General features: G+C 44.2%; 15 protein-coding genes. 11 read left to right on the top strand and 4 right to left on the bottom strand.

The genetic code is table 11. From position 1 onward, the window contains the following. The first annotated feature begins 124 nt into the window (after positions 1 to 124). On the top strand, positions 125 to 1,306 hold the full coding sequence (locus ACSX1A_RS13445; RefSeq protein WP_439880156.1) for a proline dehydrogenase family protein: 1,182 nt from the start codon (positions 125 to 127) through the stop codon (positions 1,304 to 1,306). Between the two features lie 144 nt (positions 1,307 to 1,450). Here ACSX1A_RS13445 and ACSX1A_RS13450 read toward each other — a convergent pair whose 3' ends face one another. Next, positions 1,451 to 1,666 carry a hypothetical protein gene (locus tag ACSX1A_RS13450; RefSeq protein WP_439880157.1) on the bottom strand — a complete coding sequence of 72 codons (216 nt, stop codon included), beginning with the start codon at positions 1,664 to 1,666 and terminating at the stop codon, positions 1,451 to 1,453. A 145-nt stretch (positions 1,667 to 1,811) separates the two neighbouring features. On the opposite strand from ACSX1A_RS13450, the gene ACSX1A_RS13455 reads away from it, so the two are divergent. The 8 genes from ACSX1A_RS13455 to ACSX1A_RS13490 all read left to right on the top strand — a co-directional run bounded on the left by ACSX1A_RS13455 (position 1,812) and on the right by ACSX1A_RS13490 (position 8,061). Then, positions 1,812 to 2,384, top strand: a complete 573-nt coding sequence (locus ACSX1A_RS13455; protein WP_439880158.1) for an RNA polymerase sigma factor — start codon at positions 1,812 to 1,814, stop codon at positions 2,382 to 2,384. A gap of 42 nt (positions 2,385 to 2,426) precedes the next feature. Then, positions 2,427 to 3,515 carry a S1C family serine protease gene (locus ACSX1A_RS13460; RefSeq protein ID WP_439880159.1) on the top strand — a complete coding sequence of 363 codons (1,089 nt, stop codon included), beginning with the start codon at positions 2,427 to 2,429 and terminating at the stop codon, positions 3,513 to 3,515. A 151-nt stretch (positions 3,516 to 3,666) separates the two neighbouring features. After that, positions 3,667 to 4,356, top strand: a complete 690-nt coding sequence (locus tag ACSX1A_RS13465; RefSeq protein ID WP_439880160.1) for a fasciclin domain-containing protein — start codon at positions 3,667 to 3,669, stop codon at positions 4,354 to 4,356. Between the two features lie 118 nt (positions 4,357 to 4,474). Beyond that, the gene (locus ACSX1A_RS13470; protein WP_439880161.1) at positions 4,475 to 5,206 is read left to right on the top strand and encodes a fasciclin domain-containing protein; all 732 of its coding nucleotides are present in this window, start codon (positions 4,475 to 4,477) and stop codon (positions 5,204 to 5,206) included. Between the two features lie 119 nt (positions 5,207 to 5,325). Beyond that, positions 5,326 to 5,973: a fasciclin domain-containing protein gene (locus ACSX1A_RS13475; RefSeq protein ID WP_439880162.1), complete on the top strand. Its 648-nt coding sequence runs from the start codon at positions 5,326 to 5,328 to the stop codon at positions 5,971 to 5,973. A 185-nt stretch (positions 5,974 to 6,158) separates the two neighbouring features. Continuing rightward, positions 6,159 to 6,704, top strand: coding sequence for a hypothetical protein (locus tag ACSX1A_RS13480; RefSeq protein WP_439880163.1), 546 nt, complete (start codon positions 6,159 to 6,161; stop codon positions 6,702 to 6,704). Positions 6,705 to 6,922: 218 nt separating this feature from the next. Further along, positions 6,923 to 7,351 (top strand): response regulator, encoded by a 429-nt coding sequence (locus ACSX1A_RS13485; protein ID WP_439880164.1) that lies wholly within the window; start codon positions 6,923 to 6,925, stop codon positions 7,349 to 7,351. A gap of 80 nt (positions 7,352 to 7,431) precedes the next feature. After that, complete coding sequence (locus ACSX1A_RS13490) at positions 7,432 to 8,061, top strand: DUF4142 domain-containing protein (protein ID WP_439880165.1); 630 nt, start codon at positions 7,432 to 7,434, stop codon at positions 8,059 to 8,061. A 33-nt stretch (positions 8,062 to 8,094) separates the two neighbouring features. Here the strand turns inward: ACSX1A_RS13490 and ACSX1A_RS13495 are convergent, their stop codons facing one another. Next, positions 8,095 to 8,649, bottom strand: coding sequence for an arylesterase (locus tag ACSX1A_RS13495; protein ID WP_439880166.1), 555 nt, complete (start codon positions 8,647 to 8,649; stop codon positions 8,095 to 8,097). A 71-nt stretch (positions 8,650 to 8,720) separates the two neighbouring features. After that, a complete protein-coding gene (locus ACSX1A_RS13500; protein ID WP_439880167.1) occupies positions 8,721 to 9,170 on the bottom strand; it encodes a ferritin-like domain-containing protein in 450 nt (149 codons plus the stop codon). Between the two features lie 265 nt (positions 9,171 to 9,435). Between ACSX1A_RS13500 and ACSX1A_RS13505 the strand changes: the two genes are divergently transcribed. Next, positions 9,436 to 11,544 carry a carboxy terminal-processing peptidase gene (locus ACSX1A_RS13505; RefSeq protein WP_439880168.1) on the top strand — a complete coding sequence of 703 codons (2,109 nt, stop codon included), beginning with the start codon at positions 9,436 to 9,438 and terminating at the stop codon, positions 11,542 to 11,544. An 89-nt stretch (positions 11,545 to 11,633) separates the two neighbouring features. Then, positions 11,634 to 13,382: a gamma-glutamyltransferase gene (gene ggt, locus ACSX1A_RS13510; protein WP_439880169.1), complete on the top strand. Its 1,749-nt coding sequence runs from the start codon at positions 11,634 to 11,636 to the stop codon at positions 13,380 to 13,382. Positions 13,383 to 13,455: 73 nt separating this feature from the next. Here ggt and ACSX1A_RS13515 read toward each other — a convergent pair whose 3' ends face one another. Next, the gene (locus ACSX1A_RS13515) at positions 13,456 to 16,437 is read right to left on the bottom strand and encodes a choice-of-anchor J domain-containing protein (protein WP_439880170.1); all 2,982 of its coding nucleotides are present in this window, start codon (positions 16,435 to 16,437) and stop codon (positions 13,456 to 13,458) included. Positions 16,438 to 16,444: the final 7 nt, after the last annotated feature.

The following is a 16,444-nucleotide window of genomic DNA, read 5'->3' on the forward strand; positions in this document are numbered from 1 at the left end:
AAAACAAGGCCCAGGCCACAGTAGTTTAAGTTTCTGGTATCCAACCAAAATAAGCCCGATTTGATATCGTAAAGGTTGTGAACTGTGCCTGAAGCACTATCTTTGCAGCGTTAATAACTCTTACATGAACCCGATCACTAACTTATCCTTTGATGACACAGCCGTAGCTTTCTCTTCTAAGTCTAATGCTGAGTTATATAAAATGTACCTGCTGTTTAAGTCGATGAACAGCAACACCTTTGTAAAATTGGGCGGCAGCCTTTTAAACACTGCCATTAACCTGCACCTCCCGATAAAGTTTTTAATAAAACCGACGATCTTCAACCACTTTTGCGGTGGCGAGACCATCGAAGAGTCGGAGCGTGCGATACAGGAACTGGCCAAGTATAACATTGGCACCATCCTGGACTATTCTGTAGAGGGCGAAGGCGACGAGAAAAGTTTTGATGCTACCCGTGATGAACTGCTTCACTCTATCGAAAAAGCACATGGCAACAAGAACATTCCGTTTTCTGTGTTCAAAGTTACTGGCCTGATAGACATTAAGCTTTTAGAGAAGGTACAGAAAAAGCAGGAACTTAACGTAGAAGAACGTGCCGCTTTTGAGCGTGGACGCGATAGGGTGAACTTGATATGCAAGCGCTGCCACGACAGCGATGTAAGAGTGTTTATTGATGCAGAGGAAAGCTGGATACAAGATACGATAGATAATCTGGCTTATGAGATGATGGAGATCTATAATAAAGAGAAAGCCAACATATATAATACCTACCAGCTTTACCGCCACGATCGCCTTGATGTACTGGAGCAAGACTATGAGAACGCCATAAAAGGAGGCTATTACCTGGGTGCGAAACTGGTTAGGGGTGCCTACATGGAGAAGGAAAGCCGGCGAGCTGCCGCAGAGGGGTACGAAAATCCGATTAACCCGACTAAAGAAGCATCTGATGCGCTGTTTAACGAGGCACTGCGTTTCTGTGTAGAACACATTGACCGGATCTCCTTTTGCAACGGCACGCACAACGAAGAAAGCTGCTACTTGCTTGTTGAGCTGATGGAGGAGCATAATATTGCGCATAATGACCCGCGCGTTTATTTCGCACAGTTGTATGGCATGAGCGACAACTTGTCTTACAACCTTGCAAATGCCGGGTATAATGTAGCCAAGTATGTGCCTTATGGTCCTATAGAGGCTGTAATGCCATACCTTCTGCGCCGTGCCAACGAAAATACCGCCATTGCCGGACAAAGTAGCCGCGAGTTTACGCTCATCAAGCGTGAGATGGAACGCCGCAAGAACAAATAATAAAAAAAGGGAAAGCCATACATTACGGTGGCCTTCCCGCTTTTTATTGGTCCTCGACATAAAAACAGCGGGACCTCGCACCGAAGTACGAGGTCCCGCTGTGTGTTTCGAACTATAAGCTTATCGCCGTAGTTCTTGCTTTAATTACTGAGCAGCAGGAGTTTCTACAGCTGGAGTCTCAGTAGCTGGAGCTTCTTCAACAACTACAGTTGAATCTTCAACTACAGTTTCTTCAACAACTGGAGTTTCTTCAACTACTTCAGACTCAGTAGCTTCAGTTTCAGTAGTTGCTTCTTCGTTGTTACAAGCTGAGAAAGAAAGAGCAAGGGCTACGATAGCGAAAGTGAATAAATTTTTCATTTTGTGTTTGTGATTAAGTGTTTTGGTTTCGATTTTGACAGTTCATACCGAAACGCAGAATAGGTAACCCAACTTTTTTAAAATTTTAAAAACTTTTTTTTGATGGGTTACTAAATGCCCTTAAACGTATTAAAATTTGACTGGAATGAAGAAGAGTTTGTATGAGACGGATGAGGCGATCATGGAGGGAATCCGGCGCGACGACGACAGGGCACTGTCCCATATGTACAAACTTTATTTCCCGATGATATCTCATTTTATTTTGAGTAACAGCGGAACCGATGACGAAGCCAAAGACATTTACCAGGAAGGCGTCATCGTGTTTTATGAGAAAATAAAGGATAATAGCTTGGAGCTGAGCTGCCAGATCAAAACATACCTGTACTCTGTTTGCAGAAGGCTTTGGTTAAAGCGCCTTGCCGAAAAAGGTCGTTACGTTAGCAAGTTGGATGATACCGATTCTTTTGTATCAGTAGATGATGATACGCAACGGCATGAAGAGCAGGAGAAACAGTTTGGCATAATGGGCGAATCCCTGGAGCAGTTAGGTGAGCCTTGCCGGTCCCTGATCGAAGACTATTATATCAAGCTGCTGAATATGCAGGAAATCAGCGAAAAGTTTGGCTATACGAATTCAGATACAGCCAAGAACCAAAAGTATAAGTGCCTGCAGCGACTGAAAAAATTATTTTTTGCCACCTATAAGCCTGAGGTATAACGGGCTTTGTTTATAAAGGCTTTGCCTAAAAGAGAGACAGAGATGTTAGAATACCGTACTTACGAACAGATAGAGCGCTACTTAAAAGGAGAGATGACTGCAGAAGAGCAGTTAACTTTTGAGGCCCTGATGCATACTGATGTGCGCCTGGCAAGCCAGGTACGTGAGCATAAGCAGTTACTGCAGACTATGCGTAAGTTCGGGCAGCGCCAGTCGCTGCAACAGAAGTTGAACCGCATCCATTCTGATATGCAGTCGGAAACCAGCTCGGTTTTGGCACCAAACGGATGGAAGGTTACCTGGAACCGCCACAAGCAGACCATTGCAGTAGCCGCAAGTGTATCCCTTTTATCAGTTTTCGGCACCTTATGGAGTGTGCAGCAACTTAAGTCACCGGTTCAGCAGCAAACAGCCCGTTACGTGGAACTTCGCCGTGAGGTGGAGCGCCTGAAGAAAACACAGACGGCCATCATCAACGGTATAAATGATGCCGTTAAGCCTGTTCCCCACCCTGTTGCTTTCAGTGGCACTGGCTTTGCCATTTCGGCAGCGGGTTACCTGGTTACCAGTTCGCATGTAGTAGAAGGAGCTGATTCTATCATGATCGAGAACAAGGCAGGTCTGAAGTATAAAGTGAACGAGGTATACCGGGATGAAATACACGATCTTTCTATTCTAAAGATTTCTGACCCTGGCTTTGAAGGTTTTGCGAAGCTGCCATATACTTTTAAAACTGCAGATTCTGACTTGGGTGAAAGAGTGTTTACGTTAGGTTACCCACGTGAAGATGTTGTTTTCGGTGAAGGCTCGCTTAGTTCCTCAACAGGTTTCGAAGGTGACTCTACTTCTTATCAGATCTCAATTCCACTCAACCCTGGCAACAGCGGTGGACCACTTCTTGATGATAAAGGTAATATGATCGGGGTGATAAGCGGAAAACAGGCAGGTCAGGAAGGTGCCGCATTCGCCGTGAAGTCAACATACCTGTTACAAATGATAAGCGAATTGCCTGCATCTACAACATTATCGCCGTTAGCTCTGCCTAAAAAGAACACATTAACAGGTATCTCAAGACCACAACAGCTTAAAAAGCTAAAAGACTATGTCTTTGTAGTAAAGGTGTATAATTAATTAGCAAAGGCACCTTACCTTTTAGTATACACCTTTTCAAACAGTCTTATCAATCCCGTTTCAGTGCTATTGGGTTAACATTTTCAGAGAATTTCAGTTAAAACATAGTTAAAGGATGACTAAATCCTGAAAAACAATTAACTGAAAAGCTATGAAAAAAATAATTTTAAACCCAATGGCTATTGCAGCTTTGGCATCTATGTCCTTGTTTAGCTGTGCCAGTTCTGATAAAATGAATGATACATCTGCCATGGATGACAGCACTACCATGAGTGAAACTCAAACAATGGCAGGAGACACTGAAGTGGAAACAGAGATGGACACAGACGCCAACATGGACATGGATTCTAACATGGACATGGACGCAGATATGGATTATGATGCCATGTTCGAAGATATCAGTAATACCGCTCAATACAATATTGTAGCACTTGCACAGACAAATCCTCAGCTCTCTACCTTTGTAAGCCTTGTTCAGGCTGCCGGCCTTGCCGATGTTTTACAGGGTGAAGGCCCTTATACAGTTTTTGCCCCTACCAACGCAGCCTTTAGTAAACTGCCACAAGAGAAGCTGGATATGTTGATGAAGCCTGAAAACCGGGCTGAACTAGTTAAAGTACTGCAACTTCATGTGCTGCCTTCCAAAGTTTCTTCGATGCAGTTTCAGGACAACCAACGTATCGAAACAGCCGACAATAACTACATCAATGTTAACGTGGATAACATGAGAGGTGTAACAGTTGGCGGTGCAAAAATCGTAAAACCTAATGTAGAGGCCTCCAATGGCTTATTACATGTAGTAGACGGTGTTATTCAGACCTCCACCGATAACGGTCAATAATATTCTCACTCTATAAATCTGCAACGTGTTCTGCCTGGCAAGCCAGGCAGAACACGTTCATACGTAGCCGGCTCACTGAGTCAGGCTTGAAACCTATGTTTAATCTAAATTAAAAACTATGAAAATTATTAAAATAAGACCTTTAGCTGTAGCAGCCCTTGCATCTGTATTGCTTTCCGGCTGTGCCAGTTCCGATAATATGAATGATACAACAGCCATGGAAGATGAAGTGACCATGAGCGAGACACAAACAATGGGTGGTAATACTTCTGATATGGAAGATGCCGATGCTGTGGTGGTTACAACTGAAGTATCTGCGCCAATTGCCACAATTCCGATAGCCGCCCTTTCTCTGAAAAACCCTGTTGAGATTAATGAAATGTTTGAAGACATTGGCGATACAGAGCAATATGACCTGATGGCCCTTGCTAAAACAAGTCCTAATCTTAGCACTTTTGTTCAGTTGATGGAAACTGCGGGATTATCTCAGGATTTTATGGGAGACAGATCTTATACCGTGTTCGCACCTACCAACGAGGCTTTTTCAAAACTCTCACAGCAGGATCTTGAAATGCTGCTGCTACCAGAAAATAAAGCGAAGCTGATAGAGGTACTTAAGGTGCATGTGCTTCCGAGTGAAGTAGGTTCTACTCAGTTTAATAGTACACAACGGATCAAGATTTCTGATGACAAGTATATCCCCGTTCAAATGGAGCTTAATGGCACAAAGATTATGATAGGCGGCGCCGAAATTCAGGTGTCTGACGTAGAAGCGTCCAACGGTTTGCTTCATGTTGTAGATAATGTAATTCTTCCGAGCAAGTATGCACAGGAAGACATAATTCGTTAATTAAAAGTCAGAAAAAACAAAAAGCTCTCCCTCTGAAGGAGGGCTTTTTTATGCAAATATTTCTGATTATCACTTTATACCGTAGAAGTAAAAACAAAACAATAATGATCTATAAACCTATGAAAAGAATTTTCAGATACCCACTTTTAGCAGTTCTTGTTGGCATATTTACATTATCCGGATGTGCCAGTTCCGATAGTAGCACAGATGTAACCACTGGCACCGATCTAGAAGCCGAGATCAAAGAAGATCCATCACAAGGGTCGCAGGCACCTATGGACCCTGACACTGACATGTCGCTGGAAAAGGAGGTGGACCCAAACGTTTCCGCTAGCAATCCGGTTGGCCGCGAGATGAATATTGTTGCGCTGGTACAGCAAAACCCTGACCTGTCAACCTTTCTGGAGTTAGTCAGGGCCGCAGATTTAGTTACAGTTCTGGAGAGCCCTGCCCCCTATACTGTGTTCGCCCCAACCAACGAAGCCTTTGCTGCCTTACCCGCAGGTACCCTGGAAGCCCTGAAACGCCCCGGCAATAAGCTGGAGCTTACAAAGCTACTTCAGGCACATGTGCTGCCAAACAGGATAACAGCTAACGAAATGCAAGACAATATGCCAATGAAAACAGCTTTAGGCGAAGTGGTGATTGTAAAAAGAGATGGCCCTACTATAACTGTTGGAGGCGCCAAAGTACTTACAGCAGATGTAAATGCGTCTAACGGTGTCATTCATGTTGTTGACAAAGTGTTGGTTCCACCACAGAAGTAGCACTATAATAATGGGTGACCGGCAATACTTTTTAGTTGAATGAACTATAAACCGTGTTTAAGGCAGGTACAAGAACCGTAACTAAAAGCACCTGTCATCGTTATTATAAACCAACGGCTTATAAAAAGAAATTATCTATATAGGCTGATTTTAATTTTAATCGACAAAACCATAAAACAAAAGCTATGATGAACAAGAATGAAAATGAGGGCATGATGACTGCCATGTTCCGAGATAGAGAAAGTGCTGAACGTGCTTACAATGAATTAAGAGCACGTGGATATGATAAAGATGATATCAATGTTGTAATGTCTGATGAGGCTCGTGAGCGCCACTTTGGAGACGTAGAAGACACAGATGAAGAAGATAGAACTGAATTAGGAAACAAATCGCTTGAAGGTACAGGTGCTGGTTCTGCCATTGGTGGTACTTTAGGTGCCATTATTGGTGCAGTAGCAGCAATCGGTACATCAGTGGCTATCCCAGGTTTAGGTCTGGTAGTAGCTGGACCACTGGCAGCAGGTTTAGCCGGTGCCGGTGCAGGTGGCCTTACAGGTGGACTGATCGGTGCGCTGGTTGGTGCAGGTATACCTGAAGAAAGAGCTAAAGTATATGAGACTGGTATCAAAGAAGGTAATATTGTGCTTGGTTTCAAACCACACTCTTCAGAAGATGCCCGTTACTTTGAGTCGCATTTCCAGAAAAACCGTGGAGAGCATATTTATTATTAATCAACTCCTGAATTAACGTAAAAGCCTGCCTGCTCTTAGTTGAGCAGGCAGGCTTTTATATTTTAGTCTTTTACTAATACTGAAACTCTGCATAACCCCACACCGCTGTACTATTTGTCAGGTACATTAAAAAAATAAAATAATTCTATACTATTTTTGTCTTGACCTTGCCAAAAATATCTCTAAATTGAATATCATTCTTTATTTAGTATAGAGCAATGCAGACAACATACGCAAGCATGTATAAGCTGAAGCATATTCTCATTATCGATGATGATAAGATTAATAACCTTTTCTCACAGATAATACTTGAAGATGCTGACGCCAGTGAGTTGGTTTCTGTGTGCCACAGTGTAGCAGAAGCACTCGATTTATTACACAATATCTCGGTTTCGCACGATGCTGCTTTCCCGGACCTGATCCTGTTGGACATCAGCATGCCGACACTTGACGGTTTTGATTTCCTGGAGCGTTACTATGCGCTGGGGTATCAGGAAAAGTATAAAACCCTTATCTCTATGTTCACTTCCTCAGAGGAGCCTGAACATGAGGCACGTGCACAGAACTACGAGGCCGTAATAGGGTTTATTCGTAAGCCCCTTTCTATCCCTACCCTTCAGAACATTCTGTCTCTTCATGTTACCTGAGATCATCCTGCTGATGAGGCAAACAATTTTCTAATGTTTCGTATGCAACAGGTATAGTGATATACCTAAACCATCGAACTATGAAAAACATTGTAATAGCCACTATGTGTGTTTTCCTCTTCCTTAGTCTCTCCGCCTGCGACTCCGGGACTAAAGAACAGGTGAATGACAATGAAAACGGAGTTCCTACTGTAGCCGGCGTAGACTCTACCCTAACACAGGAGCGACAGGAGTTTTTTGTGACAGCTGCCCGAAATATCATGCTGCAGAAGGAGCTGGCCCAAAGGGCAATGGAAAAAAGCGAAACCCGCAACGCCAAAGCATACGGCCAGGATCTCATGAACTGGGTAACGACAAAGCAGAACGAACTGCAGTCACTTTCTAAACGCTATGGCGTGGTCCTGCCTCAAAGACTGGAAGATGACCAACTGGAATATATTGAGGAAGTAAAGGAAGAGGACAAGCAGAACTATAAATATGACCTTAACCTGTGGGATCAAATAAAAGACTCTCAGAAAGATGCTATTGATGATTTTGACGATGCCTTAAAAAACGTGGAACAGGCAGACGCATCTGCTTTTACACTGTGGGCACGTAATACTCAGAAAGAGCTCAGGGCACACATGGAGCAGGCTGCTGCTTATGAGTTAGAATTGAAGAACCGTGATGGAGGCATAGCTAAACCTATTATAGAAGAAGCCAATAATTAACAAGAGTGAAGGGAGGCAACATAGTGTCTCCCTTCATTTTTCCAATAACCCTTCTAAAACTGCCCACGTGTGGTTTGCTAATATCTTATGCCCTTCCGCATTGGGGTGTATGCCATCCGGTAAATTGAGGTTCCGTATCCCCACCACACCCTCCAGTAAAAAAGGAATGAAGCTGATATTGTTTTTAATTGCTAATTCCCGGAACAGCTTTCTGAATTCTGCCGCATAACGGCCAGGCACGATGTCTGGTATCTCCATACCGGAAAGTACAATTTTTGCTTCCGGAGAATGCAGTTGTACCTTGTCGATGATCTGCTGCAGGTTTTGTGTGGTTTCGCGTGCAGGTATTCCGCGTAAGCCATCATTGGCCCCTAAAGCAAGCACAAATATCGCAACAGGTTCTTTAAGCCAGTGTCCTAACCGGTGAAGGCCTCCTGCCGAAGTGTCTCCGCTGAGTCCTGCATTGATAACATGATAAGAATATCCTTCCTGCTGTAGCTTTTGCTGTATCAGGCTGGGATACGCCTGCCAAACCGGCAGGCCATAACCAGCAGTAAGACTGTCTCCTAAAAAAAGAATGTTTTTCATGCGCCTGATTTTGATAAAAAAAAATGGGTTGCCACTAAAGGCAACCCATTTCTATAAGTTAATAATAAGTGTTAATCAGCTGATTCCTTCATCTGACGTAAACGCTCACAAGTGGCTAAAGAAGTTTGCTTCTGTTTTTCAACCATTTGCACTACGTTCTGAGGTAATTCCCCTTTATGGTCTAAAGCGTCGTTATAAGCTTTCTGGGCCCACTCTTCGCCATATATGTTGGATTCAATAACAGATTCTTCGTCGCTTCCGGTAATACCGGCCTTCACATCCATCCAGCCTCTGTAAATTTTACCTTTAGCAGTAGTTCCTTTCTCAGGGCTTCCTCCAAAGTTGCTGATCGTACTGTTGATCTCATTAGAGAATTTTGTACTCTGATTAACAAGGTCCTTATAATATGATTGGTGCGCAGGATCTTTGGTTACCTTAGCTGCATGCTTATAACCTTCGATTCTGTCGTTCACGAATTGATTTAGTTCTTGTAATACATCTACTGTTTTTTCATTATTCATAGCTTTCAATTATTTTGTTTCTATTATCGGAAACGAAAAAAACCGGTACAGAGTTATAATAAGCGTGGCATGTTGCCATAAGCTCACGTATAAGACCCTAGTTTATAGGTGATGCTATTACCAGTGGCTCCGAGGCGATAACTCCGGGCTATGTATATAAAAATATTTGTGCTACATTACGTAATATAAGCCACCAATTAGGGTTATAAACTAATATGCGGCACTACTTTTGCCTATACTAATTTGGTTCAACTAATTTAAATAGATGCTATCATTGACAACCAGAATTAAAATAATATTGTCGGTACTTGCAGTTGTTTTACTGACGGGATCATTCATACTCTACAAATCAGGTGAAACGCCTGAAGGAAAAAATGAGATCCTGATCAAGGCACTGATGCAAGGTTTAAGCACCGGCCACTACCGACCTGAGAAAATAGATGACTCATTTTCTAAAAAAGCCTTTAAGCTTTACCTGGAGCGCCTCGACTATAACAAGAAGTTCTTGTTAGCTTCTGATGTAGAGAAGCTTCAAAAGTATGAGACTGCTATTGACGACCAGTTGCGTGCAGGTTCCTATGAATTCTTCGACGTATCGGCTGCGCTGATCGACCAGCGCATAAAAGAGTCAGCGGCGTATTATAAGGAAATACTTGCTCAGCCATTTGATTTCTCTAAAGATGAGACAATTGAGCTGGATGGTAAAAACCTGGCTTATGCCAAAGATAAAGCAGCCCTTATAGAAGCCTGGCGCAAGCAGCTGAAGTACCAGACACTGGTACGCCTGGCTGATATGCAAAAAGAGCAGGAAAAGGCAATTGCTAAAGATCCAAAGACTGAGAAGAAGTCGTTTGAGCAGATGGAAAAAGAGGCCCGCGAGAAACTTGTTAAAACGTACGATGACCTTTATGAGCGCTTGAAAAAAGTGAACAATGAAGACCGACGTTCTACTTATATCAATGCGATAGCCAACGTGTATGATCCGCATACAGGCTATTTCCCACCTAAGGCCAAGTCAGATTTCGATATCGAGTTTACAGGTCGTTTAGAAGGAATTGGTGCTTCGCTGCAGGAAAAGGACGGCCAGATAAAAGTAATGGAAATTGTACCGGGTAGCCCATCTTACCTGCAAGGGGAGCTAAAGCCGAATGATGCCATCCAAAAAGTGGCGCAGGGCAACGGCGAACCTGTATTAATCGAAGGCATGCGCCTTGATGATGCCATACAACTGATTCGTGGTAAGAAAGGAACAGAAGTTCGCTTAACTGTCAGAAAGCCGGATGGCTCTACTAAGGTTATTCCAATCGTAAGAGATGTCATCGTGTTTGAGGAGACATATGCCCAGTCTGCCATGATCAATGACAAAGAGAAGATCGGCTATATAAAATTACCTGGTTTTTATGCCGACTTTGAGCGCAACGGTGGCCGCAACAGTGGTGCCGACGTTAAAAAAGAAGTTGAGAAGCTAAAAGCAGCTGGTATGAAAGGGCTAATTCTTGACCTGCGTAACAACGGTGGCGGTTCTTTGGCCGATGCAGTGGAAATGGCTGGTTTATTTATTGACAAAGGGCCTATCGTGCAGGTGAAAACTGCTGCAGGCAAAGCCATTGTTTTAGACGACCGCGATCCACAGATACAATACGATGGCCCGCTTACCATACTTGTAAACTCTAACAGTGCATCTGCATCAGAGATTTTAGCAGCAGCAATGCAGGATTACAAGCGTGCCGTAATTATTGGTAGCCCGACCTATGGTAAAGGCACTGTGCAGCAGTTCTTTGAGCTTGACGAGGCGCTACCGTCACAGTTTGATGCTTACAAGCCTTTTGGTGCTCTGAAGCTGACAACACAGAAATTCTACCGTATTAATGGTGGTACTACGCAGCTGCGTGGGGTAACGCCTGATGTTATACTTCCGGATGCTTATAGTTACCTTGAGTTTGGGGAGAAAGAGCAAGACTATCCACTTCCGTTTGATGAGATCAGTCCTGCTAAGTATCAGACCTGGATGAATAACAAGCTGAATATTGCACAGATACAGGCCAATAGCCGTCAGAGAATAGCACATAATAAGTCTTTCAGCTTAATAAAAGAAAGCGCGGAGCGCCTGAAGAAGCAAGCTGATAACACTGTTCGTTCACTGCAGTTTGAGAAATACCTTGCTGAAGAAAGAAAGTCAGAGGCTGAAGCAAAGCGTTACGAAGAAGCGCAGAAAGAAGTGCCGGTACTTAATGTGGCACGTCTGCAGCAGGACCTGAAAGAGATAGCTTCTGATACTGCACAGGCAGCCCGTAACAAGGAGTTCCTGAAGAATCTGAAGAAAGATATATATGTGGAGGAAGCAGTAGCTGTGATCGAGAACGATCTTAAATAGTAAAACATACATATCCAAAAAAGCGCCAGCTATTAAACATAGCTGGCGCTTTTTTTTATCTTGTCAGTCTTAACAACAAAACACTACCAATGCAAACAAAACTTACTGCGTATACCCCGATCAGCAAAAAGAACATGCTAAAAGTATGGCTTCTGTTTATCTCCCTGGCTCCTGCTTTAATCATTGGTTGTAAAACCAATCGTGAAACCCCGGTTTCTGCCAGCACGCCTTATACTGCAGATAAGGCTATGGTGGTATCTGCACATCCGGAGGCTTCGCGTATTGGTCTGGAGATACTGAAAAAAGGTGGAAACGCGTACGATGCCACCATTGCCACTCAATTTGCACTCGCCGTGGCTTTCCCGGTAGCAGGCAACATTGGCGGTGGCGGTTTCTTTGTTAACCGCGATAGCGATGGCACGGTCGGATCGCTGGATTACCGGGAAATGGCCCCTGCTGCAGCCACTGAAACGATGTACCAGGATCAAGACGGAAAGGTGATAGACAACCTGAGCACTGCCGGCCACCTGGCAGCTGGCGTACCAGGCACAGTAGACGGCATGTATGCCATTCATAAAAAGCTGGGCTCCCTGCCATGGGCTGAGTTAGTGCAACCTGCTATTGACCTTGCCCGAAATGGTGTTGTGCTTACTGAAAAGGAGGCTGCAGGATTGAATAATACCAAAGCTACTTTTCTGAAGTATAACAAGCACAGACCATACCTGGCGCCAGAGAGAACCTGGGTAGCTGGTGATACGTTACGCCACCCAGATCTGGCACTTACACTGGAGCGAATTCGAGATAATGGCAGAGAAGGCTTTTATGCAGGAAAAACTGCTGACCTGATCGTAAATGAAATGCAGAAAGGCAGTGGTATCATCACGCACCAGGACCTGGCTAATTATAAAGCTATATGGCGCCAGCCCGTTTCTGGCAATTATAAAAACTATAAAGTGATCTCGATGGGTCCGCCCTCCTGCGGAGGCGTAGCACTGTTACAACTTCTTACAATGGTGGAGCCGTATGATCTGTCGAAGTATGGATGGCAAAGCCCTGAGGAAATTCAACTGATGGCAGAAGCAGAACGTCGTGTTTACGCTGACCGGGCTACTTACCTCGGCGACCCTGACTTTGTGAAAGTACCTGTCCGGAAGCTATTGGATAAAACGTACTTGAAAGATCGGATGTCTTCAGTTGATCTTGCCCACGCGACGGCTTCAGCTGATATAAAAGCCGGTACATTACCGGTGTACGAATCAGAACAAACAACCCACTTTAGTATTGTAGATGCTGCAGGCAATGCGGTTTCTGTTACCACCACTCTTAATGGGGCCTATGGATCTAAAGTTGTAGTAGAGGGAGCTGGTTTTCTGCTTAACAATGAGATGGACGATTTTAGTGTGAAGCCGGGAGAACCGAATATGTATGGCCTGGTTGGTGGCAAAGCGAACGCTATAACGCCCGGTAAGCGCATGCTTAGCTCCATGACGCCAACAATTGTTGAGAAGGACGGCAACCTGTTTATGGTGGTAGGCACGCCAGGCGGCTCCACAATCATTACCTCTGTGTACCAAGCTATACTTAATGTAGTGGAGCATGGGATGAATATGCAGGAGGCTGTTGCTGCTCCCCGGTTCCACCATCAATGGCTCCCAGATGAGATTCAGCATGAGCCAGATGCGATCAGTCCGGAGGTGCGGGCCATCCTGCAGCGCAAAGGATATAAACTGCAGGAGCGAGGCCCTTATGGCAGAATTGATGCAATAAGGGTATTACCGAACGGAAAGCTAGAGGCTGGTGCCGACCCACGCGGAGACGATGCGGCTGCCGGTTATTAGTAAAAAGCTTATAAAACAGGAAGGCCTGCCGCAATGCGACAGGCCTTCCTGTTTTATAAGCTTTTTACTTTTTCTACTGCTTGATCATTCTGCTTTGGAAGATCTCACTACCAGCCTCAACCTTTAAGATATAAAGGCCTTTACTGAGTTTAGTAAGGTTACTGTTCAAATGCTGCTGCACCTCTCTCTCTGAACCAGTTACCTCCAGTAGCTTTCTGCCTTCAATGCCATAAATAACCAGGCTGATGCTGCGCATGTTTGACACGCGCTCTGGCAAATCCAGCTTAACATTGTTTACAAACGGATTCGGATACACGCTGAATTGCCCTTTAGTTGCATCGGCAATTCCTGTGGTCGTTTCTGATTGAATGTAATAGCGAGCTGAAACAGGCAAGTGATCAGAAGTTGTGGACCTGTAGTTTGGTATCAGATTTAACAGTTGAGACTCGATATTAATGGAATTATCGATGTACTCCTCCGCTAGTGGCTTGGATATGATCTGGTGATCCAGGAAGCTTTGCAGAGAACTTGACTCATAAGTAGCAGCACCTGTCGTACTTAAGTTGTAGGTCAGCGTTATATAATCTTCATCTGTCACAAATGCCTCATAAGTAGAAGCATTGCCAGTACCCACCACTGACATATCTACATCATCGTTGTAATCACCTAACAAAATCAGGTTCATATTAGCGTACTGGGCGTCTAAAGTATCTTTTAAAACCTGCAGGTCATACTTACGTCGGTCATACTGTACCATGTCATCTCCGCTATTTGCTTTAGCGTGTATGTTGATCAGGTTATAAGTCTGCTTCACCCCATCAATATTGGCTTCAAATTGTACCAGGTAAGGCAAACGTCCACTTGCCCACAGCAGGTTCGAGTTACCTGTAGGATAACCTGATAAGGTTGTTGTATTTGCCAGTATATCAGTATAAAGCTTTGAAAGGATCACTTTCTCTTTCTTTACAGTTACCACGGCAGGGTTATACATAAAGGCAACTATCTGATCGTTACTGCCCTGCCACGACATTTTCTCACTGATATAGTTATAGCCTAACTGCTGGGCAAGCTGCTGTGCTTTAACCTCATCCACTACCTCCTGCAACGCGATAATATCTGCGTTCAAGGCACTAAGCCCCAGCCTTACATTGGCATACTGAAGGTCCTCATCAGATGGTCCGTTACTGGTAGAACCGAACCATTCCAAATTCCAGGTAACAACATCCAGGGTAGCAGCTCTCAGTATGGATGAACCAGACAGGCTGCCACGTGTTACGGACGGTTCTGAGCCACTTGTAAAACTTACTGGTCCGCTGCTCAAGGCAACTGCTGTTAAAGGCTTGAAGCGCACGAAAACCGTATTTGTAGTTGCTGCCTCTGCAGGAGTATAGGTTAAGGATTGTGCGTAGGTTGTACCATCTTTAGAGAGCTCAAAATTAGTAGGAGCAGTTACAATAACGTTTTGCGTAAAGCCCCCCGCTTCAAAAGTAAACTGATTCGGAGCAGACACCCCGCCTACTGCAGTTTCATCAAATCTTAGGTTAAAGTCATTGGTGTTGATATAACTTGCTGCATTCTGCAGCTGGAAATTATCCAGTGTCCAGCGGGCTGCGCTTGATGTTGTTGAAGTATAAACAAAAGCGATATAGGTATTAGCAGATTTGTAGGCCTCCAAATTAAAGTTCTCAAATGTCTTCCAAACATCAGCATCATCTGCCTCCAGAGTTTCTATAGTTGTCCAGGTAGCAGCAGCAGGGTCTCCGGAGCCACTGTAGTCAGTAGATACTCTTACATCAAGCGCATCTCCCGTAAACTTGGTTCTGTAATTGAATGAAAGTAGCGGAAAGGCAAAACTATTGATATCCAGTTTTGGAGAAATAAGCCAGTCAGTGTTTGCGTTAGCCATACCTTCATATCCAGACATCTGAACCGCATTTCCCTCCATTCCAAAGGTAGTGCAAGCCCAGGTCTGGGCACCTGTTACACTGTACTGCATCCAGCCACCGCTGATGGCAGAACCTGCACAGTTATTAAAATTCTGTACAAAAGGGCTATATACTTCAGCTGCCAACGTTACGCTAACATCCGCCAATCCTGTGCTGCTATGCACAACGCTACCTACAAAAGCACCGGCTGTTGCAGTGTTTACTTTCACGTATACCGGCACCCCCGCAGCAACTTCAGTAGCAGAGAAGTTTATACTTTGCACAAACTCACCTGTTGCACTTTTTGAGATACTGAAGGGGCTCACCGTGGTCAGTGTTACTCCGCTGGTTAAATCACTTCCGGTTAACGTGTAAGATAGTACACTGCTTGCCTCATTTACAGCCAAAGAACCAAAGCCCAGGGCCGACTCACTGGTTGAAATCGGTGCAACAGTGCTTGCTCCGTCGTTAACCACAATGTTATCCAGGGCTATACCATCACGGTTACCAGATACTCCTGAAACAGTAATTTCATAGGTTACCCATCGCAACTGCACTACTGCCTTGTCTAATACCTCTGAAGGTAAGTTTACAGAGAAAGACTCAACGGCACCCTCCGTTGATTTTGATGTGCTGCTATAATCGGTGTTCGCTACAGTTGTCCAGGCACCTGTTGTACCTACCCTATATTGCAGTGTTACACCAACAGAACGTGGCTGGTTATTTACCAATTCTACATCATAAGCCACTTTAACATTAGCCTTACCTGTAGTGTTAACAGCCGCAGCTATCTGGTTTGCCCTGCTACTTGTTAGCTGTATGTAAAGTCTGTTGTTACCATCGAGTGTATAGTTGTACACACTACTACTACTGGTCTGTTTTGATGAAGTAGCCATGATCGGAGCATCGGCATTTGGCACTGAAGCCTCGGCTCCAGCTTTTGTATCCTGATAGTTGCTATACCAGGCTGCTATACCATTTGGTAATAACGTGGTATTCTGCATGCTGCTGAAATCTGTACTAAAAGGCAGATTTTGTGCTACGGGATTACTTTGCCCAAATGCACTGCTACTGCAGAAGGCATAGAATACCAGTACAAAGGCACTTAGCTTTTGTAAATTTTTAGTCATAATAAAT

Source organism: Pontibacter sp. MBLB2868, assembly GCF_051904785.1.
Lineage (GTDB): Bacteria > Bacteroidota > Bacteroidia > Cytophagales > Hymenobacteraceae > Pontibacter.